The organism is Rhodoplanes azumiensis (assembly GCF_042682915.1).
Taxonomy (GTDB): domain Bacteria; phylum Pseudomonadota; class Alphaproteobacteria; order Rhizobiales; family Xanthobacteraceae; genus Rhodoplanes; species Rhodoplanes azumiensis.
Window position 1 is genome coordinate 40,759 of sequence record NZ_JBHUIW010000017.1, and the last position, 23,901, is coordinate 64,659.

A 23,901-nucleotide genomic window follows, 5' to 3' on the forward strand; every position below is an offset into this window, starting at 1 on the left:
CGATTTCGGAGCCGCTTTTCGGGCTCTTCGAAAACCTGAGTCATTTGAATCGCGTAGGCGTGGGGCGGGCGCGTCCCGACGCCCGCGGCGGCGGCCCGTCAGCGCTCGCCGAGCGACCGCTCGACGATGTCGGCGAGATCTCGTGACAACGAGGGATTCGCGGCGACCCGCTCGAGCGTCGCGCGGGCCTTGTCGCGGCGTCCGGATTCGAGCGCGCGCCAGCTCCGGAACGCCGTCATCAGCCGCGCCGCGACCTGCGGGTTCTTCCCGTCGAGGGTCAGCACCATGCCGGCGACGAAGTCGTAGCCCTTGCCGTCGGCGCGATTGAACTGGGTGTGGTTCGCCTGCGCGAAGGAGCCCAGCAGGGCGCGCACCCGGTTCGGATTGCCGAGCGAGAAGGCCGGATGGTCGGTCAGCCGCTCGACGCGCGCGAGCGTGCTCGGGTCCGGAATCATCGCCTGCAGGGCGAACCACTTGTCGATCACGAGCGGGTCGTCGCGGAATCGCTCGGCGAAATCGGCGAGCGCGGTCTCGCGCTCGGCCGTGTCGTGCAGGCTGAGCGTGCCGAGCGCCGCCATCCGGTCGGTCATGTTGTCGGCCTCGGCATACTGGGCGGCGGCGAGCGCCACGGCGCCGGCATGGCCGGGCGCCGCCAGGAGATCGAGGCAGACATTGCGCAGCGCGCGGCGTCCGGCGCTCGCGGCGTCGGGCGAGTAGGGGCCGTCGTCGCGCAGCCGGTCGTAGAGAACCCGCAGCGTCGGGGCGAGGTCGTTGCCGATCGCCCGGCGCAGCGCGTGGCGGGCGTCGAAGATCGCCTCGGGGTCGACGTCGCGACCGATGTCGCGGGCGATGTCGCCTTCCGAGGGGATCGACAGCACCTGCGCCACGAAGGCCGGCTCCAGCCGCTCGTCTTCCAGCACCGAGGCGAGCGCGTGGACGAGGCCGCCGTCGTGGCGCACCCCGCCGCCGGTCCGGATCGCCGCGACATTGCCGATCAGGATCTCGGAGGCGAGCGTCTGCACGGCCTGCCAGCGATTGAACGGGTCGGAGTCGTGGGTGGCGAGGAAGCGCAGATCGTCGCTGCCGAGGTCGGCCTTGATCTTCACCGGCGCCGAGAAGCCGCGATTGAGCGACGGCACCACCGGCACCGTGATCCCGTCGAACACGAAGCGCTCGGCCGGCTTGGTCAGCACCAGCACGCCGCGCTCCAGCGGACCGTGCCCGCGCAGCGTCAGCGGGACGTCGCGGCCGTCCGGCCCGACGAAGCCGAGCACCAACGGGATCTGCATCGGCGACTTGGCCGGCTGGCCCGGAGTCGGGGGGACCACCTGGGCGATGTCGAGCACCAGCGTGCCGCCTTGCGAATCGTGCCGGCGCGTCACCGCGATCTCGGGCGTCCCGGCCTGGCCGTACCAGAGCATGAACTGCGACAGGTCGGTTCCGCCCGCCTCGGCGAAGCAGGCGACGAACTCCTCGATGGTGGCGGCGCGACCGTCGTGGCGGGCGAAGTAGAGATCCATGCCGGCCCGGAACGTCTCCGGTCCGAGCAGGATCTTGAGCATGCGGACCACCTCGGCGCCCTTCTCGTAGACGGTCGCCGTGTAGAAATTGTTGATCTCGCGATAGGTCTCCGGCCGCACCGGATGGGCGAGCGGCCCCGCGTCCTCGACGAACTGATGGCCGCGCAGCACCCGCACGTCGGCGATGCGCTTCACCGGCCGCGAGCGCATGTCGGCGGAGAACTCCTGGTCGCGGAAGACCGTGAGGCCCTCCTTCAGGCAGAGCTGGAACCAGTCGCGGCAGGTGATGCGGTTGCCGGTCCAGTTGTGGAAGTACTCGTGCGCGATCACCGCCTCGATATGGGCGAAGTCGGCGTCGGTCGCGGTCTCGGGCGAGGCGAGCACGTACTTGTCGTTGAAGATGTTGAGGCCCTTGTTTTCCATGGCCCCCATGTTGAAGTCGGCCACCGCGACGATGTTGAAGACGTCGAGATCGTACTCGCGGCCGAACGCCTGCTCGTCCCAGCGCATCGAGCGCTCGAGCGCGGCGAGCGCGTAGCCGGCGCGATCCGCCTTGCCGGGCTCGACATAGACGGCGAGCTCGACCGAGCGGCCCGACATCGTCGTGAAGGTCGTGCGGCGGACATCGAGCCGACCGCCGACCAGCGCGAACAGATAGCAGGGCTTCGGGAAGGGGTCGTGCCAGACCGCGAAGTGCCGGCCGGTGCCGGGCACGTCGCCGCGCGCGACCAGGTTGCCGTTGCCGAGCAGCACCGGCGCCTCGTCGCGCTCCGCCTCGATGCGGGTCGTGTAGACGGCCATCACGTCGGGCCGGTCGGGAAAGTAGGTGATGCGACGGAAGCCCTCGGCCTCGCACTGGGTGCAGTAGTTGCCGCTCGACCGATAGAGGCCCATCAGCTTGGTGTTGGCCGACGGGTCGATCTCGGTCTCGACCTCGAGGACGAAGGGGCCGGCCGGCGGCTGCGGTATGGTGAGACCGTCCGGCCCGGCCGCGTACTCGGTCGCGGGCAGCGCGGCGCCGTCGATGGTGACCGACAGGGGCGTCAACTCGTCGCCGTCGAGGACCAGTGGGGCCGGGCCGCGCGCCGACGGATTGGGGCGGAGCGCGAGGCGGGCCTTGATGCGGGTGCGACTCGGGTGCAGCGCGACATCCAGATGGACCGTGTCGACCAGCCAGTCGGGGGCACGATAGTCCGAGAGGCGGATCGGGCGAGCATGTTCGGTGCGCATGAAGATCCTCGATGTCTGCGACCGTCATGTAATCCGGACGAGCCCGGAATTCCAACCGCTCGCGCCGTCGACGCAGCCATTTCGCCGCAGCGGCGGGGGCGTCGATCCGATTTGCGCGATGCGACCTTTGTGGTTTAGTGGCGTTCTCGGCGACGTGTCCGGCCACGGACCTCGCGGAGCGACAACGCGAGACACATCGCGGCGCAACGATGCGATCGGCCCCGCCCTGCATTCACCGATCGCCTTCAGGAGGATTCGCGACGGCGCCGAACCGGCGCCCGCCGGACGAACAACAGCGGACCATCGCTCCTGCGAGCGCTACAGGATCCGCGACGTCGCCATAACGCCCAGGGAGAAAACGTCATGACACTGCTCGACCTCAAGCCGCGCGCGCCGACCGCCCTCAGGTCGAACGCCGTCACCACCACCATCGCGGCCGGCGCCGCTTTGCTGGCGCTGACGCTGCCCGGCGCCGCGCAGACCTCCGGCGGCGACCCCGCCGGCGCCTATCCGACCCAGCTCGTCAAGATCATCGTACCGTTCGGTGCGGGCAGCATCACCGACAACCTCGCCCGCATCCTGGCCGACAAGCTCGGCGAGATGTGGAAGCAGCAGGTGATCGTCGAGAATCGCCCCGGCCTCACCGGAACCACGGCGGCGGCCAAGTCGCAGCCGGACGGCTACACGCTGATGCTCACCTCGAACGGCCACACGGTCGCCGGCACGGTGAACAAGAACATCCAGTTCGATCCGGTGAAGGACTTCGTCGGCGTCGGCAAGGTCGCCTCCGTGCCGCTGGTCGCCATCGTGCCGCCGGAGCTCGGGGTGAAGTCGCTGCCCGAGTTCCTCGCCATGGCGAAGGAGAAGCCGGGCAAGCTGAACTTCTCGTCCGCCGGTGTCGCCTCGACCTCGTTCCTCGGCTCCGAGCTGATGCGCCAGAGCGCCGGCGTCAACATCGTGCACGTGCCCTACAAGGGCGTGCCTGACGCCGTCACGGCGGTGGTGCGCAACGACGCGCAGCTCTACTTCGCGCCGATCCCCAACGCCCAGGAGCTCGCGACCGCCGGCAAGGTCCGGATGATCGCGATCAACTCCAACACCCGCAACGCCAAGCTGCCCGACATCGCCACCGTCAAGGAGGCGGTGCCGAGCTACGACTACGATTCGTGGTTCGCGGTGCTGGCGCCGGCCGGCACGCCGAAGGCGATCGTCGCCAAGGTGAACGCCGACATGACCAAGGTGCTGCGCATGCCCGACGTGGTCGAGAAGCTCGACACGCTCGGCGCGGTGGCGTCGCCCGGCTCGCCGGAGGCGCTCGACAAGCAGCTCGCGCACGAGACGGACTTCTACGCCAAGGTGCTGCGCGAGGCCGGCCTCGGCGGCACCAACTGAGGCAGAGCCGTCGTTCTCCGACTCGTCATGCCCGGCCTTGTGCCGGGCATCCGCGCCAGCGGCATCATCGATCGGAGAGGCGTGGACGGCCGAGACGAGCCCGGCCATGACGGAGCGGGTGTCTCTTTGCTTGCGTCGGCTCCTCGTCGGTGGCACTTCCGGATGTGAAGACAGCCTCCGGAGGCGGCCATGCCGGGAGATGTCACGGGCGAGCCCGGGCGCGCCGAGATCGGGCGCGCAACGATCGGGCGCGCAACGATCGGGCGCGCCGAGACCATGCGGGCCATGGTGCTGGAGCGGCCGGGCACGCCGCTGGTGCTGCGCGAGCGGCCGGTGCCGCGCCCCGGGCCCGGCGACGTCTTGCTGCGGGTCGCGACCTGCGGGGTTTGCCGCACCGATCTCCACGTCGTCGACGGCGAGCTGACCCATCCCACACTCCCGATCATCCCCGGGCACGAGATCGTCGGTCGGGTGCTGGCGGTCGGCGCCGGCGTCGAGGGCTTCCACACGAATCAGCGGGTCGGCGTGCCGTGGCTCGGCGCCACCTGCGGGGTCTGTTCGTATTGCCGCGACGGACGCGAGAATCTCTGCGATGCGCCGCGCTTCACCGGCTACACGCGCGACGGTGGCTACGCGACCCATGCGCTCGCCGACCATCGCTACTGCTTCGCGCTGCCGGACGGCGCCGGCGGTGGCGCGCTCGACGATGCCCACATGGCGCCGCTCCTGTGCGCCGGGCTGATCGGCTGGCGCAGCTACCGGCTGGCGGGCGAGGGGATGGCCGGCGAGGGGCGAGTGCTCGGCCTCTACGGCTTCGGTGCTGCGGCCCACATCCTCACCCAGGTCGCCGTGCAGCAGGGGCACCGCGTCTTCGCCTTCACGCGCGCCGGCGACGCCGCCTCGCAGGCCTTCGCCCGGCGGGTCGGGGCCGAATGGGCCGGCGCCGCCGACGCGCCGCCGCCCGCGCCGCTCGACGCCGCCATCATCTTCGCGCCGGTCGGAGCGCTGGTGCCGGCGGCCCTGCGGACGGTGCGCAAGGGCGGTCGGGTCGTCTGTGCCGGTATCCACATGTCCGACATCCCGAGCTTCCCCTATGCGATCCTGTGGGAGGAGCGCCAGCTCGTCTCGGTCGCCAACCTGACCCGCGAGGATGCCCGGTCGTTCTTCGCGGCGCTGCCGTCGCTCGACCTGAAGACCGAGGTGACGGTCTATCCGCTGACCCGCGCGGAGGATGCGCTCGCCGACCTCCGGACCGGCCGGCTGCAGGGCGCAGCGGTGCTCGGGTGCGCGGACGTCGACGAAAAGACGTGCTTGGTCAAAGGGTCACGTCTCGCCTAAGGGAAAATACTTCCATCAGGGCGGAACCTCCCTCCGCCCCGGCCGTTCTATGTCGGAGTGTCACCGGGTCGACCATGCGGGGGTCCGCTCCTCGCATCGCCCATGAACTCATCATCAATCGGGGCGGGGAGCGGACGAGGGACAGCATGGCTGTTGCGCGCAGGATTCGTCGACGCGGCTGGATGACGGCCGCCAACAAGGCCAACCAGACGGTGGAGCCGAAGCGGCCGGTGGTGCGCCATCTCGCGGTGCGCTCGCGCGCCGGCGGGTCGCTCGCCGAGGCCAAGGCCTATGTGTTCGTGGTGGAAGGGGCCGTGATCGACACGGTGCTGCCCTCGACGAACTGCTGGCTGCAGACGCTGACCGAGTTCGGCCACACGTTCCGCACCGCCGACGTCCATCGTTATCACGGCCTGGATCCCGACGCACAGCTCGACGCCCTGCTGCCGTCGCCCGACGAGCCGGAGACCAAGGCGTTCATCCTCGCGAAATATCGCATGCGATGGACCGGCGAGGTGATGCCGACGCTGCGTCCCTTCCCGGGCGTGCGCGAGCTGATCCTGGATCTCGCCTCGCGCGGTGCCGCGGTGGCTTTGGTGACCCACGCCCGCGGTGACGAGCTGACCCGGACCCGGGCATTGCTGGGGTTCGACGAGACCGTGGCGATCGTGTCGGGTGACGACGTCGCGCGCGGCATGCCGCATGCCGACCGCATCGGCGCGGCGCTCGGCCGGCTCGCCGTTCGTCACCCCGGCGATGCCCTCGTCATCGGAGCGAGCCCTTGGGACGCCGAGGCGGCGCACGCCGCGCACACGCGGTCGGTCGGGATGCTCACCGGCCTGTTCGCCCGCGCCGATCTGCTCGAGGCCGGCTGCCAGTCCGTCTTCCTCGATGCCAAGAGCCTCGCCGGCGCGCTCGCCACGCCGGAGATCGCGGCTTGAGATCGAGAGTCGAGATCGCGGGCCGAGGCCGGGCCGTGACACATATCCGTTCCGTCATATGACTTGGACGTGACGTGGACGCCGTGACCTGGACGCCGTGACGTGGGCGCCGCCGCGACCGACCCGTCGCGGCGGCTTTCTCGTCGATCCGACAATCTGCGACGAAGATCGAGGCGGTGCCGGGTCGCGACCGGCTTGCCGGCCGGCGGCCGGGGCGCATAAGCTCTCCCATCAAACAACACGAGCGCCCGGCCGCATGGACCGGAGCGCCGAGGGAGCGCCGATGACCGATCTCTTCACACGCCCGAAATCCGTTCCGTCACCCGCCGCGTCGTCACGCCGGCCGTCACGCCGGCTGTCGCGACGCGCCTGCGTGGTGCTGGCCGCCGTCGCCGCGACGACCCTCGGGCTGGCCGCCACGGCGGTCGCCGCCCTCGATTATCCGACCCGACCGGTGCGCTGGATCGTGTCCTATCCGCCGGGCGGCGCGACCGACATCACGGCGCGCCTGGTCGGTCAGGCCGTGTCGGAGCGGCTCGGCCAGCAGATCATCATCGAGAACCGCGCCGGCGCCGGCAACAACATCGGCACCGAGATCGCCGTGAACGCGGCGCCGGACGGCTACACGCTGTTCTTCGTCAACCCGGCCAACACCATCAACGCCACGCTCTACAAGAAGCTGTCGTTCGACTTCGTGCGTGACATCCAGGGCGTCGCCGGCATCATCCGCGTGCCCAACGTGATGGTCGTGAACCCGTCGGTGCCGGCCAAGACCGTGCAGGAGTTCATCGACTGGGTGAAGGCCAATCCCGGCAAGGTCAACCTCGCCTCCTCGGGCAACGGCACCTCGATCCATCTGTCGGGCGAATTGTTCATGGCGATGACCGGCGCCAAGATGACCCATGTGCCGTATCGCGGCTCGGCCCCGGCCGTCACGGATCTGCTCGCCGGCCAGGTGCACGTGATGTTCGACAATCTTCCGTCGGCGATCGAGCACATCCGGGCCGGCCGGCTGCGGGCGCTCGCCGTCACCACGGCGGAGCGCTCGGCCATGCTGCCCGACGTGCCGACCGTCGCCGAGACCGTGAAGGGCTACGAGGCGAGCGGCATCTTCGGCATGGGCATCCAGAAGGCGGCCCCGAAGGAGATCGTCGACAAGCTCAACGCCGCGGTGAACGAGTCGCTCGACGATCCCAAGCTGAAGACGCGGCTCGTCGAGCTCGGCGGCATCGTGATGAAGACGACACCGGCCGAGTTCCAGAAGACCATCGAGGACGAGACGGCGAAGTGGGGCAAGGCCGTGCAGTTCTCCGGCGCCTCGGTGGACTGACGGCGGCGATCGCTGGTGCGGCTCGTCATGCCCGGCCTCGTGCCGGGCATCCACGTCTTCGGACGTCTGACCGCAAAAGCCGTGGATGGCCGGGACAAGCCCGGCCATGACGGAGCGGGATGCGCGGGCTGTCGCCGGTCGACGCAGGCCGACAAGCCGCGGCGCTTCGCTCACCTCCGATTCACGGTCCGACGAAGGTTCGGTTGTCCGTGACGGTCGACACCCCTTACGATTGTCGCAACCAGAAGCCGAGCGAATCGGCCGGACCTGACAGGTGGCGGCGACGTGCCGCGATGGAGGAATGGAAATGCGAGTTTTCGGACAATTCGGCTCGCGCCTGGCGGCGGTCGCGGCGACGGCCGCGACGATAGGGCTGACGGCGAGCCTCGCGTCGGGCGGCACGGCGTTCGCCGACGACGCGGCGGATTATCCCAATCGGCCGGTGCGCATCGTGGTGGCGTATCCGCCCGCCGGCACCACCGACATCCTGGCCCGCATCGTCGGCCAGCATTTGTCGGAGACGCTCGGCCAGCAGTTCATCGTCGAGAACAAGCCCGGCGCCGGCAACAATATCGGCACCGAGATGGTGGTGAACTCGGCGCCCGACGGCTACACGCTGCTGCTCGTCAACCCGGCCAACGGCATCAATGCGAGCCTCTACAAGAAGCTCTCGTTCAATTTCCTGCGCGACATCGCGCCGGTCGCCGGCATCGTTCGGGTGCCGAACGTGATGGAGGTCAACCCGAATTTCCCGGCCAAGACGGTCGCGGAGTTCATCGCCTACGCCAAGGCCAATCCCGGCAAGGTGAACATGGCCTCGTCGGGCAACGGCACCTCGGTGCATCTGTCGGGCGAGATGCTGATGGCGATGACCGGCATCAAGATGACCCACGTGCCGTATCGCGGCGCCGGCCCGGCGCTCACCGATCTGATCGGAGGCACCGTGGACGTGATCTTCGACAACCTGCCCTCGTCGATCGCCCACATCCAGTCCGGCAAGCTGCGCGCACTGGCCGTCACCACCGACACGCCCTCCGATCAGCTTCCCGGCGTGCCGACCGTCGCGGCGACCGTGCCGGGCTACGAGGCGAGCGCCTGGTTCGGCTTCGGCGCCCCGAAGAGCACGCCGCCGGCCGTGATCGCCAAGCTCAACGCCGCCGTGAACAAGGCGCTCGCCGATCCCAAGGTGAAGGCCCGCCTCGCCGAGCTCGGCGGCACCCCGCTCGTCGGCCCGCCCGAGGCGTTCGGAAAAGTGATGAAGGACGAGACCGAGAAGTGGGAGAAGGTGGTCAAGTTCTCCGGCGCCAGCGTGGACTGACCACCCGTGCCGTGATTCCGGGACGGTGCGAAGCACCGGACCCGGAATCCAGCCTGGGACTCGGAGCGTGTTACTGGATTCCGGGTTCGTGTGCTTCGGCGCGCGCCCTGGACGGACCACCCGGGAATCCCGGATTGCGCTCCGCGCCGTCCGGGCTACGCTGACGGACCCCCTTCCGAACCCGCCGGCACTCCCGTGACCTCTCGCAAGAAGACTCCCGAGACGCTGCGCAGCCATCGCTGGTTCGGCGTCTCCGATCTACGCTCCTTCGGCCATCGCTCGCGGCTGCGCCAGCTCGGCTACGACTCGGCCGACTGGGCGGGCCGGCCGGTGATCGGCATCGTCAACACCTGGAGCGACATCAATCCCTGCCACGGCCATCTGCGCGCGCGCGCCGTGGACGTGAAGCGCGGCGTGCTGCAGGCCGGCGGCCTGCCGATCGAGCTGCCGGCCATGTCGCTCGCCGAGCCGATCGTGAAGCCCTCGGCGATGCTCTATCGCAACTTCCTCGCGATGGAGACCGAGGAGCTGTTGCGCAGCCATCCGATCGACGGCGTCGTGCTGATGGGCGGCTGCGACAAGACCACGCCGGGCCTCCTGATGGGCGCCATCAGCATGGGCCTGCCGGCCATCTACGTGCCGGCCGGGCCGATGCTGCGCGGCCACTGGCGCGGCGAGACGCTCGGCTCCGGGTCGGATGCCTGGAAGTACTGGGACGAGAAGCGCGCCGGCCGTATCGGCGAGGCCGAGTGGACCGAAATCGAGGGCGGCATCGCGCGCTCCTACGGCACCTGCATGGTGATGGGCACGGCCGCCACCATGATGGCGATCGCCGAGGCGCTCGGCTTCACGCTGCCCGGCGCCTCGTCGATTCCGGCCGTCGACGCCTCGCATTCGCGCATGGCCGCGGCCTCGGGCCGCCGCATCGTGGACATGGTGTGGGACGATCTGACCCCCGCCCGAATTCTGTCTCCGGCCGCGTTCGACAACGCCATAAAGGTCCACATGGCGATGGGCGGCTCGACCAACGCCATCATCCATCTGGTCGCGATGGCGCGCCGCGCCGGGCTCGCCATCGACATGGCGCGCTTCGACGCCATCTCCCGCGCGATTCCCGTGCTCGCCAACGTGCGTCCGTCCGGCCGATGGCTGATGGAGGATTTCTATTACGCCGGCGGTCTGCGGGCGCTCATGGGAGAGTTGCGCGAAGAGCTCGATCTCTCCTGCGTCGGCGTGTCCGGATCGGCGCTCGGCGCGGCGCTGGACGGCGCCCGCGTGCATCACCCCGACATCATCCGCACGCTCGCCGACCCGGTGTCGCGGGCCGGTGCCACCGCGGTGCTGACCGGAAACCTCGCGCCGCGCGGCTGCGTGATGAAGCCGCCGGCCGCCGACCCGCGCCTGTTGAAGCACTGCGGCCCGGTGCTCGCCTTCGAAGATTACGACGAGATGGCGGCGGCGGTCGATCGCGACGACCTCGACGTGACGCCCGACCACGTGCTGGTGCTGAAGAACGCCGGCCCCAAGGGCGGCCCCGGCATGCCCGAATGGGGCATGCTGCCGATCCCGAAGAAGCTCGTGCGCGCCGGTGTGCGCGACATGGTGCGGGTGTCGGACGGGCGGATGAGCGGGACGAGCTACGGCGCCTGCATTCTCCACGTCTGCCCGGAGAGCTTCGTGGGCGGCCCGCTGGCGCTGGTGCGGACCGGCGATCGGCTGGAGGTCGACGCCGACGGGCGGCGCATTCACCTGCATGTCGGCGAGGAGGAGCTGGCCCGCCGCCGCGCCGCCTGGACGCCGCCGCCGGCGCGCTTCGAGCGGGGGTGGGGCGCCATGTACTCGGCCCATGTCGGCCAGGCCGACGAAGGCTGCGACTTCGACTTTCTCACCGGCACGGCCCCGACGGCGGAGCCGGAGATTCATTGAGAGTGCGCAGTCATGCCGGGGCGCTGCACAGCAGCGAACCCGGCATCCGGCGACGAGCTCCGAGTGCTCGGCTGGGTTCCGGGTTCGGCGCTGTGCGCCGCCACGGAACGCCAGAGCACACGATGCCAGCTCTCAGAACCAGGTTCTCGTCATGCCCGCGCTCGTCGCGGGCATCCGCGAACTTCGAGCCTCGCACCAGCAAGATCGTGGATGGCCGGGACGAGCCCGGCCATGACGAAGGACGAAAGCCGTTGTCGACGAGGGTCGTTCTCACACCGGCTCGAAGTTGACCGACTTCAGAAGCTCGCTGTTGCGCTTCACGTCCTTGACGATGAAGTCGGCGAACTCCTGCGGCGTGCCGCTGACCGGGTCGATGCCGAACTCGGCGAGCTTGCCGGAGGCGGCGAGATCCTTGATGGCGGCGTTGCAGGCGGCGTTGAGGGCCGTGACGGTCGCGGCCGGCATGTCCTTCGGTCCCCACACGCCGTACCAGGTCGCGTATTCGAGGCCCGGCATGCCGCTCTCGGCCGCGGTCGGGATCTCGGGGGCGAGGGCGGCCCGGGTCTTCGCCGTGACGGCGAGCGCCTTGACGTTGCCGCCGCGCGCCATCGGCAGGAGCGCCAGCACCGGGTCGATCATCAGCTGCACGTGCCCGGCGGCGACGTCGGTGAGGCCCGGCGCCGTGCCGCGATAGGGGGCGATCGTCAGGTTGAGGCCGGCGAGCTTGTTGAACAGAACCGTGGCGAGATGGCCCGGCGCACCGAGCGCCGCCGTCGCGAAGGTCCACTTGTCGGGCTGCTTCTTCGCATCCGCGACCACCTCGGTGATGGTCTTGAACGGCAGGCCCGGCGCCATCACGAGCAGCATCGGGGCCTCGCCGACGCGCGCGATCGGCGTGAAGTCCGTCACCGGGTCGTAGGGCGGGCTCTTCATCACCTGCTTGGCCATGGTGTGCGTCATGGCCGAGAACAAAAGCGTGGTGCCGTCCGGCTCGGCCGAGCGCACGGCCGAGCCGCCGATCGAGCCGTTCGCCCCGCCGCGGTTCTCCACCACGATCGTCAGGCCGTATTTCTCCTTCAGCTTCTCGGCGAGCAGGCGGGCGAACACGTCGACGCCGCCACCGGCCGCGAACGGCACGACGAGGCGGATCGGCCGCTTGGGCAGCGCGTCGGTCTGCGCGACGGCCGGCGCGAGGCCGAGCGTCCCGAGGGTCGCGGTGGTGGCGATCAGAAAGTCCCGGCGATGGATCATGGTGCTGTCCTTCTTCATGCTCGTGCGGAAGACGGGCAAGACGCCCGAGTGAACGGCGCCGCCGCCCGGAGGGCAGCGGCGGTGACGAGACGCGTTCGGCGCGCGAGGTGCGCGCCGCATTTCGAAGGCGTGGATGAAGCCCGAGGGCCGAAGACGTCGAAGTCGAAGATCGAAAGTTCGAGATCCCGAAGTCCGGACCGAAGAATCCGGGAACGCCAAGACGGACGTCGAAACGAAGAGAAAATGGCCGGCCCGAAACCGCGGGCCGGCCGAGGTGCCCCAGGTCAGGGAGACAGTTCTTCCAGAACGCGGCCCTTGGTCTCGATGGCCATCAGGGTGGTGACCACCCCGCCGAGCACCGCGACCCCGGCGAACGCCGCGAACACGTAGGAGATTCCGTAGTCCGCCATCAGGAAGCCGACCATCAGCGGTCCGATCGACGAGCCCGCCCGCAGCCAGGCGCTGCCCATGCCGGTGCCGATCGCCCGCAGGCGGGTCGGGTAGAGCTCGGCCGAGTAGAGGTAGAGCGAGAAGGCGATGGTCTGCAGGATCGCGTAGACGCAGGTCGCCAGCACGAGCACCTGGACGGCCGAGGTGCCGCCGAGGAACGACAGCAAGAGGAGCGGGATCGTCGCCAGGAAGAAGGCGGCGATGTACCAGGGCCGGCGGCCGACCTTGTCGATGAGGAGCGCGCAGGCGATGGAGGCCATGACGCCGACCGCCGAGGTGGTCCAGCCGTAGGCGAGCGCGGTCTGCAGCGGCAGCTTGAACACGCTCTTGTAGAGGGTCGGGAGCCACGTGATCATGCCGTTGTTGATCATGTAGGCGCAGACCCACAGCGACCAGATGGTCAGGGTGCGCTTCAGGTAGATGCCCTTGAACAGCTCACGCCAGTCGGACTTCGCCGTCGCCTTCGGGTCGATCGGACGGACCACCGGCTCGGGCAGTGCGACGCCCCGCTTGGTGACGTCGTTCTCGAGCATCTTGACGACCTTCTCGGCCTCGGCGATGCGGCCCTTCGACGCGAGCCAGCGCGGCGATTCCGGCATCAGCCACCGCAGCGGGATGGTCAGCACCGAGGGGACCAGGCCGACGATGAACATCGCCTTCCAGCCGTAGATCGGCACCAGGAAGTAGCCCACCATGCCGGCGAACATCAGGCCGATCGGGAAGATCACCTCGTAGAGCAGGAAGAAGCGGCCGCGCTTCTTGGCGCCGATGAACTCGTTGATGTAGGCGCTCGCCACCGGAACCTCGGCACCCGTGCCGATGCCCTGGAAGAAGCGGAACATCATCATCGACGCGCCGCTCCAGGCGAACAGGCAGCCGATGTCCATGGCGACGAACAGGATGATCGTGAACATCAGGACGTGCAGGCGGCCGACCTTCTCGGCGAGCCAGCCGAAGAACACGGCGCCGATGAGCTGGCCGATATAGCCGGCCGAGATGATGAACCCGACCTCCGACGGCGACAACTTCCATTCGCCGACCAGCGCCGGCATCGCGAAGGCGATGGCGAGCACCGTGTAGGCGTCGAAGAACGTGGCGATGCCGACGATGACGCGGATCAGCATCAGCCGGCGGGAGACGGGGAGACGCTCGATCCGGGCGACCAGCATCTGGATCGCTTCGGGGGAAACCGGGGGCGCGGCAGCGGCGTTGGCGGCGGCTCCCGCGGCGCCCGCATAGGCTTGGACGGACATTGTTAACCCCTGTTGTCGCGACGGCGGCCCGCTCGGGGGTGCGAAGGGCACGAGCCTCCAGGTCCGGGCGGCCGAGACGGCCGCCCGGGAATGGTCGCGTTGCGGAAGAGAGCGCGGTGCCGCCGTGGGCCGGCGGCACCCGGCGTCGTCAGGCCGCGATGGCGGCCGGCTGGTCGCTGACGAGACCGGCCGACTTCATCGCGTCGGCGATCTCGACGTCGGCACCGGCCGGCAGCGGCAGCAGCGGGGTGCGCACCGTCGCATGCTCGAGGATGCCGCGGGTCACGAGGGCGTGCTTGAGCGCCACCGTGCCCTCCATGTGCGAGCCGCGGTGATAGACCGCCTTGGTCACCGGCAGCAGGCGGTCGTGCAGGGCGCGCGCCTTGGCGTAGTCCTGCGCCTTGCCGGCCTCGATGAGCGCGATCAGCAGCTCGGGCGCGATGTTGCCGTAGCCGACCAGCGCGCCGTCGACGTCGAACATCGTGTGCAGCAGATATTCGTCGTGGCAGGTGAGAACCTGCAGGTCCGGGTGGGCCTTGCGGATCACCGGGATCTCGGTGTCCCAGCGGCGCATGTTGCGCACGCCGTTCTTCATGGCGAAGACGCCCGGCTGCGCGGCGATCTCCATCAGGGTGTCGAGATTGTAGGTCGCCTTGGTGGCGTCCGGATACTGGAACAGGATCAGCGGCAGGCCGGACTCCTCGTAGACGGCCTTGTAGCGGTCCTGCGGGGCGCCCTTCTGATAGCCGAAGCGCAGCCAGCCGTGCGACGGATAGAGGAGGCCCGCCTTGGCGCCCGCCTTCACGGCGCGCTTCGCCTCGGCGGCGGCGACGCCGGTACCTTCCAGCGTGATGCCGGCGATCACCGGGACGCGGCCGTCGGTCGACGCGACGAAGCTCTCGATCACCGAGGCCTGCTCGTCGGCGGTGAGGAACGTGCCCTCGCCGGCGTGGCCGAGCACGACCAGACCCTTCACGCCCTTGAAGCTGCCGAGCCAGGAGCCGAGGCGCTTGATGGCGGCGTGATCGATGGCGCCGTCACGGGTGAACGGCGTCACGGGGGCGGGCACGAGACCCCTGAGATCGAGCTTGTTCTTGGTCGACATGTGGTTCTCCTTCTTGAAGGGGCAGGGGGGTGGTGACGCGGGACGCGGGGGACGACGCCGGCGGCGGCCGGCGACGTCGTTTTCGGGTTCGGCTCAGAGGCCGGGGACCGAACTGGTGCTGCCCACCGCCTCCTGGGCGCGGGCGATGTGGTGCGCGGTCGCGAGCATCGGCTCGAGCGCGCGGCTCTTGAGATCCTCGTCGGAGGACTGCGACCACGGGGCGACGACGCTGATCGCGCCGGTCGCCCAGCCGTCGGCGCCGATCACCGGCACGGCGAGCAGGCGCAGATCCGGGGTGATGACCGACTTCTCGAGCACGTAGCCGTCGCGCCGCAGGGCGGCGAGCAGCGGGTCGAGGGTGGGGCGGTCGGGAGTCTTCAGGGTCAGGCTCGGATGCCGCGGCGGCGTCGCCAGCACGCGCTCGAGCCGGTGCTCCGGCAGGAAGGCGAGGATGGCCCGGCCGATCGAGGTGACGGCCGCCGGAATGGTCGTGCCGATGCGGATGTCGACACCGAGCCGGGTGAAGCCGGCCCGCACCCGCTCGATATAGAGCACGTCGCCGCCCTCCAGCACGGCGAAGCTCGCCGCCTCGCTCACCTCGTCGACCAGCGTCTGCAGGAGCGGCCGCACGATGTCGCGCAGATCCTTGTGGGCGATGGCGTTGAAGCCGAGGTCGAGCACCTTCAGCGACAGGCGGAAGCGTCGGCTCTCCGGGATGCGGACGACGTAGCCGGCCGACACCAGGGTGTTGAGCATCCGGAAGGTCGTGCCGGCGTCGAGCCCGGACGCGGCGGCGATCTCGCTCAGCGTCATCTCGTCGATGCCCGGCTTGAAGGCCTCCAGCACCCGCAGGCCCTTGGCCAGGGACTGGACGGAGCTTTTTCCCTCTTTCGGATCGAGGCGCCGAATCCCCATCGGCGCGGGGGTCATCGTCGCGGTGCCGTTCGGAAGGGACATGGTCGTTTCCCTCTTGACACTTTCGGACTGCGAAATTATTTTCGCTTCGTTGAGCAGAAAGTATGACGGGTCGCCGATTGTGTCAACGGCGGACCAACACCTTTGCGTCCGTATCCGCAATCATACGGATCGCGATAAATATTTCGGAATCCGAAGAAATTTCGATTGCCGCAACACGCCCGGCCGACGATTCGGGGCGCACGAGGCGGCGGTGGCCGGCGCTCGGCGGGACGTGAGATCGGCGAGACGAGAGAGGTCAGCCGCCGCGCGGCCGGCGCAGCAGCGGGAGCAGTGCCATCACGAGGAGGTTCGAGCCGAGCATCAGCACGAAGGCGGCGTCGTAGCCGCCGAGCCGGTCGAACGTGGCGGCGCCCCCATAGGCGCCGAGCCCGCCGGCGATGTGATGCACCATCGTGATCAGACCGGTCAGTCCGCCGAGATGACGGCTGCCGAAGTGCTGATTGACGAACACCACGGTGAGCGGCGCCGTCACCAGGAAGGTCGCGCCGAACACCAGCGCGAAGATCGTGACCGACACGGGCGACTGGTCGATCAGGATCAGGCCGAACACCGCGAGCCGCGCCACGAAGGAGGCGGCGGCGGGCCACAGCGGGCCGGCCCGGTCGCTCCAGGCGCCTGCCGCCATCACGCCGATCAGCGCGGTCAGCCCCATCACGGCGAGCAGATTGCCGGCCGGATACGCATCGAGCCCGCGGTCCTGCGCCAGCGCGACGACATGCGTCGAGACGAAGAAGTCGTCGAGCCCGCAGATCGCGTAGACGCCGAGCAGCGCCCAGAACGCCCGCGTGCGCGCCGCCTGCCGGATCGACAGGCCGGTCGCGGCGCGCCGCGTGTGCGCCTCGTCGCGCGCCTCGCCGCCGCCGCGGATCGCGCCGAGCAGCAGCGGCAGCAGGATCAGATGCGCGGCGCCGAGCCAGACGAACACCGAGCGCCAGCCGATCGCCACCAGCACGGCGGCCAGCACGGCGATCATCACGAGCTGGCCGAGGCTCATGCCGGCCGTCACGGCGGCGTTGGCGAGTCCGGCACGGGCCGGGAAGGCACGCGTCACCATCACGCTGACCGGGATCAGCGAGGCTGCGCCGTTGCCGGCGGCGAACACCACGCCGTAGAGGAGGAGCGCGTGCCAGGGCGCGGCGACGAGGCTCATCGCGCCGATGCCGATGCCGGCGACGAGCAGTCCGCCGGCGAGCACCAGGCGCGGGCTCGCCCGGTCCGACATCCGCCCGGCCAGGAACATGCAGACGGCGGACACCACCTGGAACAGCGCCACCGCGAGCCCGAGCTCGGCCCGCCCCCAGCCGAGATCGTCGACCACCGCCTTGAGCGTCAGCCCGATCGCGAAGCGCGCCCCGCCGCCGACGAACAGCACCGCGAAGCCGGCGACCAGCACCAGCGCGGCGCCGGCGGGGAGGGGACTTCTCGGGGGCATGCGGTCACCGACACGCTGTGGGAGGAACGAAAGACATCCTGCCAGACACGCACCGCAATTCGACAGTCCGCGGCGGCCGAAATGCCGCTTGGCTTCCGCCGCCCGACCCCTTACCTCGTGCGGCGCGTCGTCCGACGGTGGACGTGCGGCAGGCCTCCTGGAAAAACAGCCCCCGATGAGCAGCAACGAGATCGTCTTCGACAAGAGCTTCGCCCTGCCGCCCGGGCAGGTGGAGGAGGTGGCGCCGGGCGTGCGGCGGCTCTTGTGCGACAACCCGAGCCCGTTCACCTGGAAGGGGACGGTGAGCTACATCCTGGGGCGCGGCAACGTCGCGATCGTCGATCCGGGGCCGGACGATCCGCGCCACGTCGCGGCCCTGCTCGACGCCGTGCGGGGCGAGACCGTCACCCACATCCTGATCACCCACACGCATCGCGATCACTCGCCCGCCGCCGCCGCCGTGAAGGCGGCGACCGGCGCGCCGACCTTCGCCGAGGGGCCGCACCGGCCGTCGCGCCCCATCGAGATCGGCGAGGCGCCGCGGCTCGACGCCAGCGCCGACACCGATTTCTCGCCCGACCATGTGCTCGCCGACGGCGACACGATCACGGCGGGGGGCTTTTCGGTGGAAACCGTGACGACACCCGGCCACACGGCGAACCACGTCGCCTTCGCGCTGCGCGGCACCGGGATCCTGCTCTCCGGCGATCACGTGATGGCGTGGGCGACCTCGGTCGTGGCGCCGCCCGACGGGGCGATGAGCGACTACATGGACTCGCTGCGCAAGCTCGCACGGCGCGACGAGGCGCTCTACCTGCCGGGCCACGGCGGTGCGGTGCGCGACGCGCAGACCTTCGTCGTCCAGTACATCCGCCATCGCGAGGGGCGCGAGGCGTCGATCCTCGGCCGGCTGCGGAAGGGTGCGGCCGACATCCCGACGCTGGTGCGCGCGATCTATATCGGGCTCGACCCGCGCCTCGTCGGCGCCGCCGGCCTGTCGGTGCTGGCCCATCTGGAGGACATGGTGAGGCGCGGCGTCGTCGCGACCGAGGGCCCGCCCTCGGTGACCGGCACCTATCGTCTCGCCGACTGACCGCCCTTGGCGGGGGCGGCCGGCTTCGGCGGTGCCCGCTCCGGCTTCGCCACGCTGGTGAGGTCGTCGATGTCGTCGAGCAGGCTGCGGACGCGCGCGGCGTTGTCGCCGAAGTCGATGCGGCCGTAGCGCGAGGCCGAGCGCATGTCGATGCGGCTGCCCGGCCCGACGGCGCGGATGCGGATCGCCACGTCCTCGCGGAACGCCATGATCGGCGTGAGCGCCACCGCCTCGATGAAGCCGTCGCGTCGCCCGGCCTGCGGGCTGCGGGCGTTGACGACGCGCCACTTGCGCTTGGTCACCAGCGCCATCGTCGCCTCGTAGGCCGCCTCCGGAGCGACATTGACCATCAGGGGCTCGATGTCCGGCCAGGCGGCGCGCTGCTGCTCGGCCGTGTAGAGCCCGGCATAGAGAACCGGATTGGCCTGCCGGGTGCGCAGCCGCGCGATCGCCTCGAAGCGCGGCGGATCGAGCGCGTCGGTGGTGATGTCGGCGATCATCGGCAGCTTGCTCGCCTTGTATCCCAGGTAGGACGGGTAGGCGATCAGCGCCGTGCCGAGCGCGAGCGCCGTGACGGCGTGGCCGAAGCCGCGTGCCCCCGACTGCCAGATCACCCCGAAGGCGATGAAGGCGACCAGAATCCCGAGCACGGCCAGCACCAGGCCGGCGCCGAGCGTGACCAGCACGGGCAGCGTGTCGAGCAGGCCGGCGCGCGCGATGACGATCGCCAGCAGGACCACGGCGAGCGAGAACAGGACGAGCCGCCGCGACCAGACGGCGAAGCGGGACAGCGGTTCTTCGGGCAGGCGGCGGCGCGCCATCGTTCAGCCTTTCCGGGCGCGCATTCGTCGGCCCGCCGGCCGCATCGATAGAGCGAAGCGCTGCGGCTGGCAACGTCCGGTCGGACCGGACGCCGGGTCTCCGCCCGCGCTGCGCCGCGACGATCCGCGACGCGGTCGCCCGCGCGCGCCGGCGTCGGTCCTGCTAGAGTGCCGCACCGCTCGCCGCTTTGCCTGTTTCGTGAAAGTTTCAGCCATGACCGTATTCGGAAACCAAGCCGTCCGCGACATCGAGACCGTTCTGCACCCCTACACGAACCTCGCCGCCCACCGCGACACCGGCCCGTTGATGCTGGAGCGCGGGCAGGGCGTGTTCGTCTACGACACGAGCGGCAAAGACTATATCGAGGGCATGGCGGGCTTGTGGTGCCTGTCGCTCGGCCACGGCAACGAGGAGCTGATCGAGGCCGCCGCGTCGCAGATGCGCAAGCTCTCCTTCGCGCATCTGTTCAACGGCAAGAGCCACGACCCGGCGATCGAGCTCGCCGAGACGCTGAAAGGCCTGATGCCGGTGCCGACCTCCAAGGTGTTCTTCTGCAACTCGGGCTCCGAGGCGAACGACACCCAGGTCAAGCTGGTGCGCTACATGAACAACGCGCTCGGTCGGCCGGAGAGGAAGAAGATCATCGCCCGCGACAAGGCCTATCACGGCGTCACGGTGGCCTCGGCCTCGCTCACCGGGCTCGCCGCGAATCACGCCGATTTCGACTTGCCGATCCCCGGCATCCTGCGCACGGCGTGCCCGCACTACTACCGGGGTGCGCAGCCGGGCGAGAGCGAGGACGACTTCGCGACCCGCCTCGCCGCCGAGCTCGAGGCGCTGATCGAGGCCGAGGGGCCCGAGACGGTCGCCGCCTTCATCGCCGAGCCGGTGATGGGGGCGGGCGGCGTCGTGGTGCCGCCGGCGAGCTACTTCCCGAAGATCCAGGCCGTCTGCGACAAGTACGAGCTGTACGTCATCTCCGACGAGGTGATCTGCGGCTTCGGGCGCACCGGCAAGATGTTCGGCTGCGAGACGCTCGGCTTCCGGCCCGATTCGATCTCGGTCGCCAAGGCGCTGTCCTCGGCCTATGTGCCGATCGCCGCCGTGACGATTCCCGAGGCCATGTACGAGGCGATGCTGATCGAGAGCCGCAAGATCGGCACGTTCGGCCACGGCCTCACCTATTCGGGCCATCCGGTCGCGGCCGCGGTCGCGCTGAAGACCCTCGAGATCTATGCGCGGGAGAAGATCGTCGCGAAGGTCGCGGCCAGGGCGCCGCAGTTCCTGGGGCATCTGAAGCGGCTGGCCGAGCATCCGCTGGTCGGCGACACGCGCGGCGTCGGACTCGTCGGCGGCATCGAGCTGGTCGCCGACAAGGCGACCAAGCAGGGCTTCGAGCCGAAGCAGGGCGTCGCCGCGGCATGCGTGCGCTTCGCCGAGGAAGAGGGCCTGATCGTCCGGGCCCTCGCCAACGACACGATCTCGGTCTGCCCGCCCATGATCATCACGGCGGACGAGATCGACGAGCTGTTCCGCCGCCTCGACCGGGCGCTCGCCCGCACCCAGGCGTGGTTGCGGAAGGGGTGAGCGGGTTCGGCTGATCGACCCGGTCGCCATTCCGGGGCGGCGCATTCCGGGGCGGCACGTCACGTCGAACCCGGAATCCGGCCGAGACGACCGAGCGTGCGGCTGGATTCTGGGTTCGCCGCGGAGCCTGTGCTCGGGCGGCGCGAAGCGCCGACCCGCGTGCGGCGCCCCGGAATGACGGCGATAAAAAAAAGTCCCGCGTCTCCGAAAGACGCGGGACTTGAGATCGCGCCGTGAGCCCCCCAGCCCGGCGCGCAGTGATCGGTCGGTCAGTTGTTGCCGAGTCCGGCGACCTTCGCCCCGCTCATCGGCGAGGGCTGACCGGTGCCGGGCGCCAGCACGACGACGGTCGTGCCCGTCTTCACCCGGCTGTACAGGTCGATGACGTCCTCGTTGGTCATCCGGATGCAGCCGGACGAGATCGCCGAGCCGATGTATTCCGGCTGGTTGGTGCCGTGGATGCGGTACAGCGTGTCCTTGCCGTTCGCATAGAGATAGAGGGCGCGGGCGCCGAGCGGGTTGGCCGGACCCCCCGGAACATGGGCCGGCAGGCCTTCGATGCGCTTGTGAATGTCCGGGGTCGGCGTCCAATTCGGCCACTCGGCCATGTTGCCGACCTTGGCGATGCCGGAGAAGGCGAGCGCCTCCTCGCCGACCGTCACGCCGTAGCGGATCGCCTTACGGTTCGGCAGCACGAAGTAGAGGAAGCGCGCGTCGGAATCGACCACGATGGTGCCGGGCGCCTCGTTGCGGTGATAGTCGACGATATGCCGCTGGTACGGCGCCGGGATCGACGCCTTCTGGTACGGCGCCCGCGCGAGAAGCTCGCGATCGCGCGGCTTGAGGCTCGCCTCCGGCGCCGGCTCCGGCGTCGCGGCCGTCACGCACGCGCCGAGAGACAGCCCCGCAAGGACAACCACGATCGCCTTCGGAATCATCGCCGGCCCCATCCCGTTCCTGTATTTCGGTCGACTCATGGTGTAACGAAATCCGCCCGGTCGTTCCAGGCTATGGCGCACCGGCGTGGCAAGAACGCCCGTGGCTGTTGCGGTTTTGCCGCACATTCCTGGAACTTGGCGAAAATACGGCGCGTCCTCCGGGCTTTGCCGGAGGCTTGGCATGATTTCGGAAGCTGCCAGCATTCCAGGATTATCATGCCGGACCTTTTACGGCTCCTTTAACATGTGAGCGCTCAACTGGGGCCGACGGCGCGTCGCGAGACGGGCGAGCGGCTCGTGAGAGGACGGGCACCCGGCCCGTCGATCGGCACCGAATGGCCGCGCTCTCGGACGGTTTTCCACCCAAATCCGCCGAGGTCGGTCGCCATTTCCGGGGCGCCCCGGCCGAGGCCGCCGGGTGAGCCCCTCGAGGAGTTCGACATGACGAAGACTGCCCAAGAACAGGCTGCCGGCGCCATCGCCGACGCCGCCCACGACCAGCATTTCGCCCGCATCGGCATCGGCGCCGTCGCGGCGGCGGTGAACTGCCAGCATCTGCCGGAGCCGGCCAAGCTCGTCCACACCGCCGAGGACGACGAGTGCTGGGGCGGCCATCACGACTTCGCGGCCTGACCGGTCGAGCCCGCCCCGAACGAGCCCGCGCCCCCCCGGGCGGCGCGGGCCGACGGCGACGCGCCGCCGCCTCTCCGCGCGGCCTGCTTCCCCCTTCCACCTCCTTCCTCCGCCTCCGGTTCTCGCCTGACGCGCCCCGGCCCGACGCGACTCGGCCGACGCGACTCGGCCGACGCGACCGTAGCCGGTCGCATCGGCGGCTCGGCCGAACCGCGGCGTCGCCGCCAAGGGGCTTGCGAAAAACGCCGAATAGGTCTCGATTAGGCCGAGCCGCTTCGGCGGAGTTCCTGGTCACCGCCGAGGCCCGATGCTCGTCGTCAAGCTTCCCACCGGCACGACGCTCGAGGGGCGTGTCATCGCGCCCGACGAGGACATTCCCGACTCGGCCGTGTGGATCGACCTCGTCTCGCCGGTGCCGCCCGAGGACAAGATGGTCGAGCGGGCCGTGGGGGTCTATGTCCCGACCCGCGAGGAGATGCAGGAGATCGAGCCGACCAGCCGGCTCTATGTCGAGAACGGCGCCCGCTACATGACGGCGACGTTGATGTGCCGCTCCGACTCCGACACCCCGACCACCACGGCCGTCACCTTCATCCTGGCCGGCCATCGCCTCATCACGGTGCGCTACGACGAGCCGAAGCCGTTCAGCCTGGTCGCCAACAAGCTCGCCCGCCAGTGCTCGGCGACGATCTCGGGCGAGATCGTGCTGATGGAACTGCTCGACGCCATCATCGACCGCTCCGCCGACATTCTCGAGCGGATCGGCACCGAGGTCGACGCGGTGTCGCGCACCATCTTCCTGCCGGAGCGGCCGGGCGGACGCATCCGTAGTCAGGACATCCTGCGCGAGATCGGCCGCACCGGCGACCTCACCTCCAAGGCGCGCGAGTGCCTGGTCTCGATCGGCCGGCTGGTGCTCTATCTCGCCAACGAGGCGGACGGGCTGCGCTGGGCCAAGGATCAGCGCGCGACTCTGAAGGGCATGCAGCGCGACGTCCAGTCCTTGTCCGACCACGCCACATATCTGGCCAACAAGATCACGTTCCTGCTCGACGCCATGGTGGGGGTCGTCACCATCGAGCAGAACAACATCATCAAGATCTTCTCGGTCGCCGCCGTGGTGCTGATGCCGCCGACGCTGGTCGCGTCGATCTACGGCATGAACTTCAAGCATATGCCGGAGCTCGACTTCCCCTACGGCTATCCGATGGCGTTGGTCCTGATGGTGGTCGCGGCAGTCGTGCCCTACGTGTTTTTCAAGCTGAAGAAATGGCTGTGACGCGACCTGCCGCACCGTCGGGAGACACCCGCCGGAATCGGCCGGTGCGTCCGCCGCCGAGATGCAATTGCGGGAATTTACCTAT

The 23,901-nt window shown here is 69.6% G+C and carries 18 protein-coding genes; 10 read left to right on the forward strand and 8 right to left on the reverse strand.

Annotated features, from left to right (window positions below; genetic code table 11):
- Positions 1-98: 98 nt before the first annotated feature.
- Complete coding sequence (gene pepN, locus ACFSOX_RS14830; protein ID WP_378478587.1) at positions 99-2,750, reverse strand: aminopeptidase N; 2,652 nt, start codon at positions 2,748-2,750, stop codon at positions 99-101.
- Positions 2,751-3,113: 363 nt separating this feature from the next.
- Between pepN and ACFSOX_RS14835 the strand changes: the two genes are divergently transcribed.
- The 6 genes from ACFSOX_RS14835 (at position 3,114) to araD (ending at position 10,995) form a co-directional block, all read left to right on the forward strand.
- Positions 3,114-4,142, forward strand: coding sequence for a Bug family tripartite tricarboxylate transporter substrate binding protein (locus ACFSOX_RS14835; protein ID WP_378478588.1), 1,029 nt, complete (start codon positions 3,114-3,116; stop codon positions 4,140-4,142).
- A 276-nt stretch (positions 4,143-4,418) separates the two neighbouring features.
- Positions 4,419-5,480 (forward strand): zinc-dependent alcohol dehydrogenase family protein, encoded by a 1,062-nt coding sequence (locus tag ACFSOX_RS14840; RefSeq protein WP_378478667.1) that lies wholly within the window; start codon positions 4,419-4,421, stop codon positions 5,478-5,480.
- Positions 5,481-5,626: 146 nt separating this feature from the next.
- The gene (locus ACFSOX_RS14845; RefSeq protein ID WP_378478589.1) at positions 5,627-6,421 is read left to right on the forward strand and encodes an HAD family hydrolase; all 795 of its coding nucleotides are present in this window, start codon (positions 5,627-5,629) and stop codon (positions 6,419-6,421) included.
- A gap of 283 nt (positions 6,422-6,704) precedes the next feature.
- Positions 6,705-7,751: a Bug family tripartite tricarboxylate transporter substrate binding protein gene (locus ACFSOX_RS14850; protein WP_378478590.1), complete on the forward strand. Its 1,047-nt coding sequence runs from the start codon at positions 6,705-6,707 to the stop codon at positions 7,749-7,751.
- A 307-nt stretch (positions 7,752-8,058) separates the two neighbouring features.
- Positions 8,059-9,069 (forward strand): Bug family tripartite tricarboxylate transporter substrate binding protein, encoded by a 1,011-nt coding sequence (locus ACFSOX_RS14855; RefSeq protein ID WP_378478591.1) that lies wholly within the window; start codon positions 8,059-8,061, stop codon positions 9,067-9,069.
- A 195-nt stretch (positions 9,070-9,264) separates the two neighbouring features.
- Positions 9,265-10,995, forward strand: coding sequence for an L-arabinonate dehydratase (gene araD / locus ACFSOX_RS14860; RefSeq protein WP_378478592.1), 1,731 nt, complete (start codon positions 9,265-9,267; stop codon positions 10,993-10,995).
- Positions 10,996-11,265: 270 nt separating this feature from the next.
- On the opposite strand, the gene ACFSOX_RS14865 is transcribed toward araD, so the two are convergent.
- The 5 genes from ACFSOX_RS14865 to ACFSOX_RS14885 all read right to left on the reverse strand — a co-directional run bounded on the left by ACFSOX_RS14865 (position 11,266) and on the right by ACFSOX_RS14885 (position 17,464).
- A complete protein-coding gene (locus ACFSOX_RS14865; RefSeq protein WP_378478593.1) occupies positions 11,266-12,246 on the reverse strand; it encodes a Bug family tripartite tricarboxylate transporter substrate binding protein in 981 nt (326 codons plus the stop codon).
- A 284-nt stretch (positions 12,247-12,530) separates the two neighbouring features.
- Complete coding sequence (locus tag ACFSOX_RS14870; RefSeq protein ID WP_378478594.1) at positions 12,531-13,949, reverse strand: MFS transporter; 1,419 nt, start codon at positions 13,947-13,949, stop codon at positions 12,531-12,533.
- A 148-nt stretch (positions 13,950-14,097) separates the two neighbouring features.
- Entirely contained in the window at positions 14,098-15,054 is a 957-nt protein-coding gene (locus tag ACFSOX_RS14875; protein WP_378478595.1) for a dihydrodipicolinate synthase family protein, read from the reverse strand.
- A gap of 93 nt (positions 15,055-15,147) precedes the next feature.
- The gene (locus tag ACFSOX_RS14880) at positions 15,148-16,011 is read right to left on the reverse strand and encodes an IclR family transcriptional regulator (RefSeq protein WP_378478596.1); all 864 of its coding nucleotides are present in this window, start codon (positions 16,009-16,011) and stop codon (positions 15,148-15,150) included.
- Positions 16,012-16,267: 256 nt separating this feature from the next.
- Positions 16,268-17,464, reverse strand: a complete 1,197-nt coding sequence (locus tag ACFSOX_RS14885; RefSeq protein WP_378478597.1) for an MFS transporter — start codon at positions 17,462-17,464, stop codon at positions 16,268-16,270.
- A 175-nt stretch (positions 17,465-17,639) separates the two neighbouring features.
- Between ACFSOX_RS14885 and ACFSOX_RS14890 the strand changes: the two genes are divergently transcribed.
- On the forward strand, positions 17,640-18,557 hold the full coding sequence (locus ACFSOX_RS14890; RefSeq protein ID WP_378478598.1) for an MBL fold metallo-hydrolase: 918 nt from the start codon (positions 17,640-17,642) through the stop codon (positions 18,555-18,557).
- Here the strand turns inward: ACFSOX_RS14890 and ACFSOX_RS14895 are convergent.
- Complete coding sequence (locus ACFSOX_RS14895; RefSeq protein ID WP_378478599.1) at positions 18,539-19,378, reverse strand: DUF1499 domain-containing protein; 840 nt, start codon at positions 19,376-19,378, stop codon at positions 18,539-18,541. The genes ACFSOX_RS14890 and ACFSOX_RS14895 overlap by 19 nt on opposite strands.
- A gap of 214 nt (positions 19,379-19,592) precedes the next feature.
- On the opposite strand from ACFSOX_RS14895, the gene ACFSOX_RS14900 reads away from it, so the two are divergent.
- Positions 19,593-20,966, forward strand: coding sequence for an aminotransferase (locus ACFSOX_RS14900; RefSeq protein ID WP_378478600.1), 1,374 nt, complete (start codon positions 19,593-19,595; stop codon positions 20,964-20,966).
- Between the two features lie 269 nt (positions 20,967-21,235).
- On the opposite strand, the gene ACFSOX_RS14905 is transcribed toward ACFSOX_RS14900, so the two are convergent.
- Positions 21,236-21,943 carry a L,D-transpeptidase gene (locus tag ACFSOX_RS14905; protein WP_378478601.1) on the reverse strand — a complete coding sequence of 236 codons (708 nt, stop codon included), beginning with the start codon at positions 21,941-21,943 and terminating at the stop codon, positions 21,236-21,238.
- 402 nt (positions 21,944-22,345) lie between these two features.
- Here ACFSOX_RS14905 and ACFSOX_RS14910 point away from each other — a divergent pair, with 402 nt between their 5' ends.
- On the forward strand, positions 22,346-22,537 hold the full coding sequence (locus ACFSOX_RS14910; RefSeq protein ID WP_378478602.1) for a hypothetical protein: 192 nt from the start codon (positions 22,346-22,348) through the stop codon (positions 22,535-22,537).
- Between the two features lie 307 nt (positions 22,538-22,844).
- Positions 22,845-23,816, forward strand: a complete 972-nt coding sequence (locus tag ACFSOX_RS14915; RefSeq protein WP_378478603.1) for a magnesium transporter CorA family protein — start codon at positions 22,845-22,847, stop codon at positions 23,814-23,816.
- Positions 23,817-23,901 lie beyond the last annotated feature (85 nt).

What these genes read in the sequence shown, in the direction of transcription:
- pepN (WP_378478587.1), bottom strand. Translation starts at nt 2,750, where the DNA reads ATGCGCACCGAACATGCTCGCCCGATCCGCCTCTCGGACTATCGTGCC.
- ACFSOX_RS14835 (WP_378478588.1), top strand. Translation starts at nt 3,114, where the DNA reads ATGACACTGCTCGACCTCAAGCCGCGCGCGCCGACCGCCCTCAGGTCG.
- ACFSOX_RS14840 (WP_378478667.1), top strand. Translation starts at nt 4,419, where the DNA reads ATGCGGGCCATGGTGCTGGAGCGGCCGGGCACGCCGCTGGTGCTGCGC.
- ACFSOX_RS14845 (WP_378478589.1), top strand. Translation starts at nt 5,627, where the DNA reads ATGGCTGTTGCGCGCAGGATTCGTCGACGCGGCTGGATGACGGCCGCC.
- ACFSOX_RS14850 (WP_378478590.1), top strand. Translation starts at nt 6,705, where the DNA reads ATGACCGATCTCTTCACACGCCCGAAATCCGTTCCGTCACCCGCCGCG.
- ACFSOX_RS14855 (WP_378478591.1), top strand. Translation starts at nt 8,059, where the DNA reads ATGCGAGTTTTCGGACAATTCGGCTCGCGCCTGGCGGCGGTCGCGGCG.
- ACFSOX_RS14865 (WP_378478593.1), bottom strand. Translation starts at nt 12,246, where the DNA reads ATGATCCATCGCCGGGACTTTCTGATCGCCACCACCGCGACCCTCGGG.
- ACFSOX_RS14870 (WP_378478594.1), bottom strand. Translation starts at nt 13,949, where the DNA reads ATGTCCGTCCAAGCCTATGCGGGCGCCGCGGGAGCCGCCGCCAACGCC.
- ACFSOX_RS14875 (WP_378478595.1), bottom strand. Translation starts at nt 15,054, where the DNA reads ATGTCGACCAAGAACAAGCTCGATCTCAGGGGTCTCGTGCCCGCCCCC.
- ACFSOX_RS14880 (WP_378478596.1), bottom strand. Translation starts at nt 16,011, where the DNA reads ATGTCCCTTCCGAACGGCACCGCGACGATGACCCCCGCGCCGATGGGG.
- ACFSOX_RS14885 (WP_378478597.1), bottom strand. Translation starts at nt 17,464, where the DNA reads ATGCCCCCGAGAAGTCCCCTCCCCGCCGGCGCCGCGCTGGTGCTGGTC.
- ACFSOX_RS14890 (WP_378478598.1), top strand. Translation starts at nt 17,640, where the DNA reads ATGAGCAGCAACGAGATCGTCTTCGACAAGAGCTTCGCCCTGCCGCCC.
- ACFSOX_RS14895 (WP_378478599.1), bottom strand. Translation starts at nt 19,378, where the DNA reads ATGGCGCGCCGCCGCCTGCCCGAAGAACCGCTGTCCCGCTTCGCCGTC.
- ACFSOX_RS14900 (WP_378478600.1), top strand. Translation starts at nt 19,593, where the DNA reads ATGACCGTATTCGGAAACCAAGCCGTCCGCGACATCGAGACCGTTCTG.
- ACFSOX_RS14905 (WP_378478601.1), bottom strand. Translation starts at nt 21,943, where the DNA reads ATGAGTCGACCGAAATACAGGAACGGGATGGGGCCGGCGATGATTCCG.
- ACFSOX_RS14910 (WP_378478602.1), top strand. Translation starts at nt 22,346, where the DNA reads ATGACGAAGACTGCCCAAGAACAGGCTGCCGGCGCCATCGCCGACGCC.
- ACFSOX_RS14915 (WP_378478603.1), top strand. Translation starts at nt 22,845, where the DNA reads ATGCTCGTCGTCAAGCTTCCCACCGGCACGACGCTCGAGGGGCGTGTC.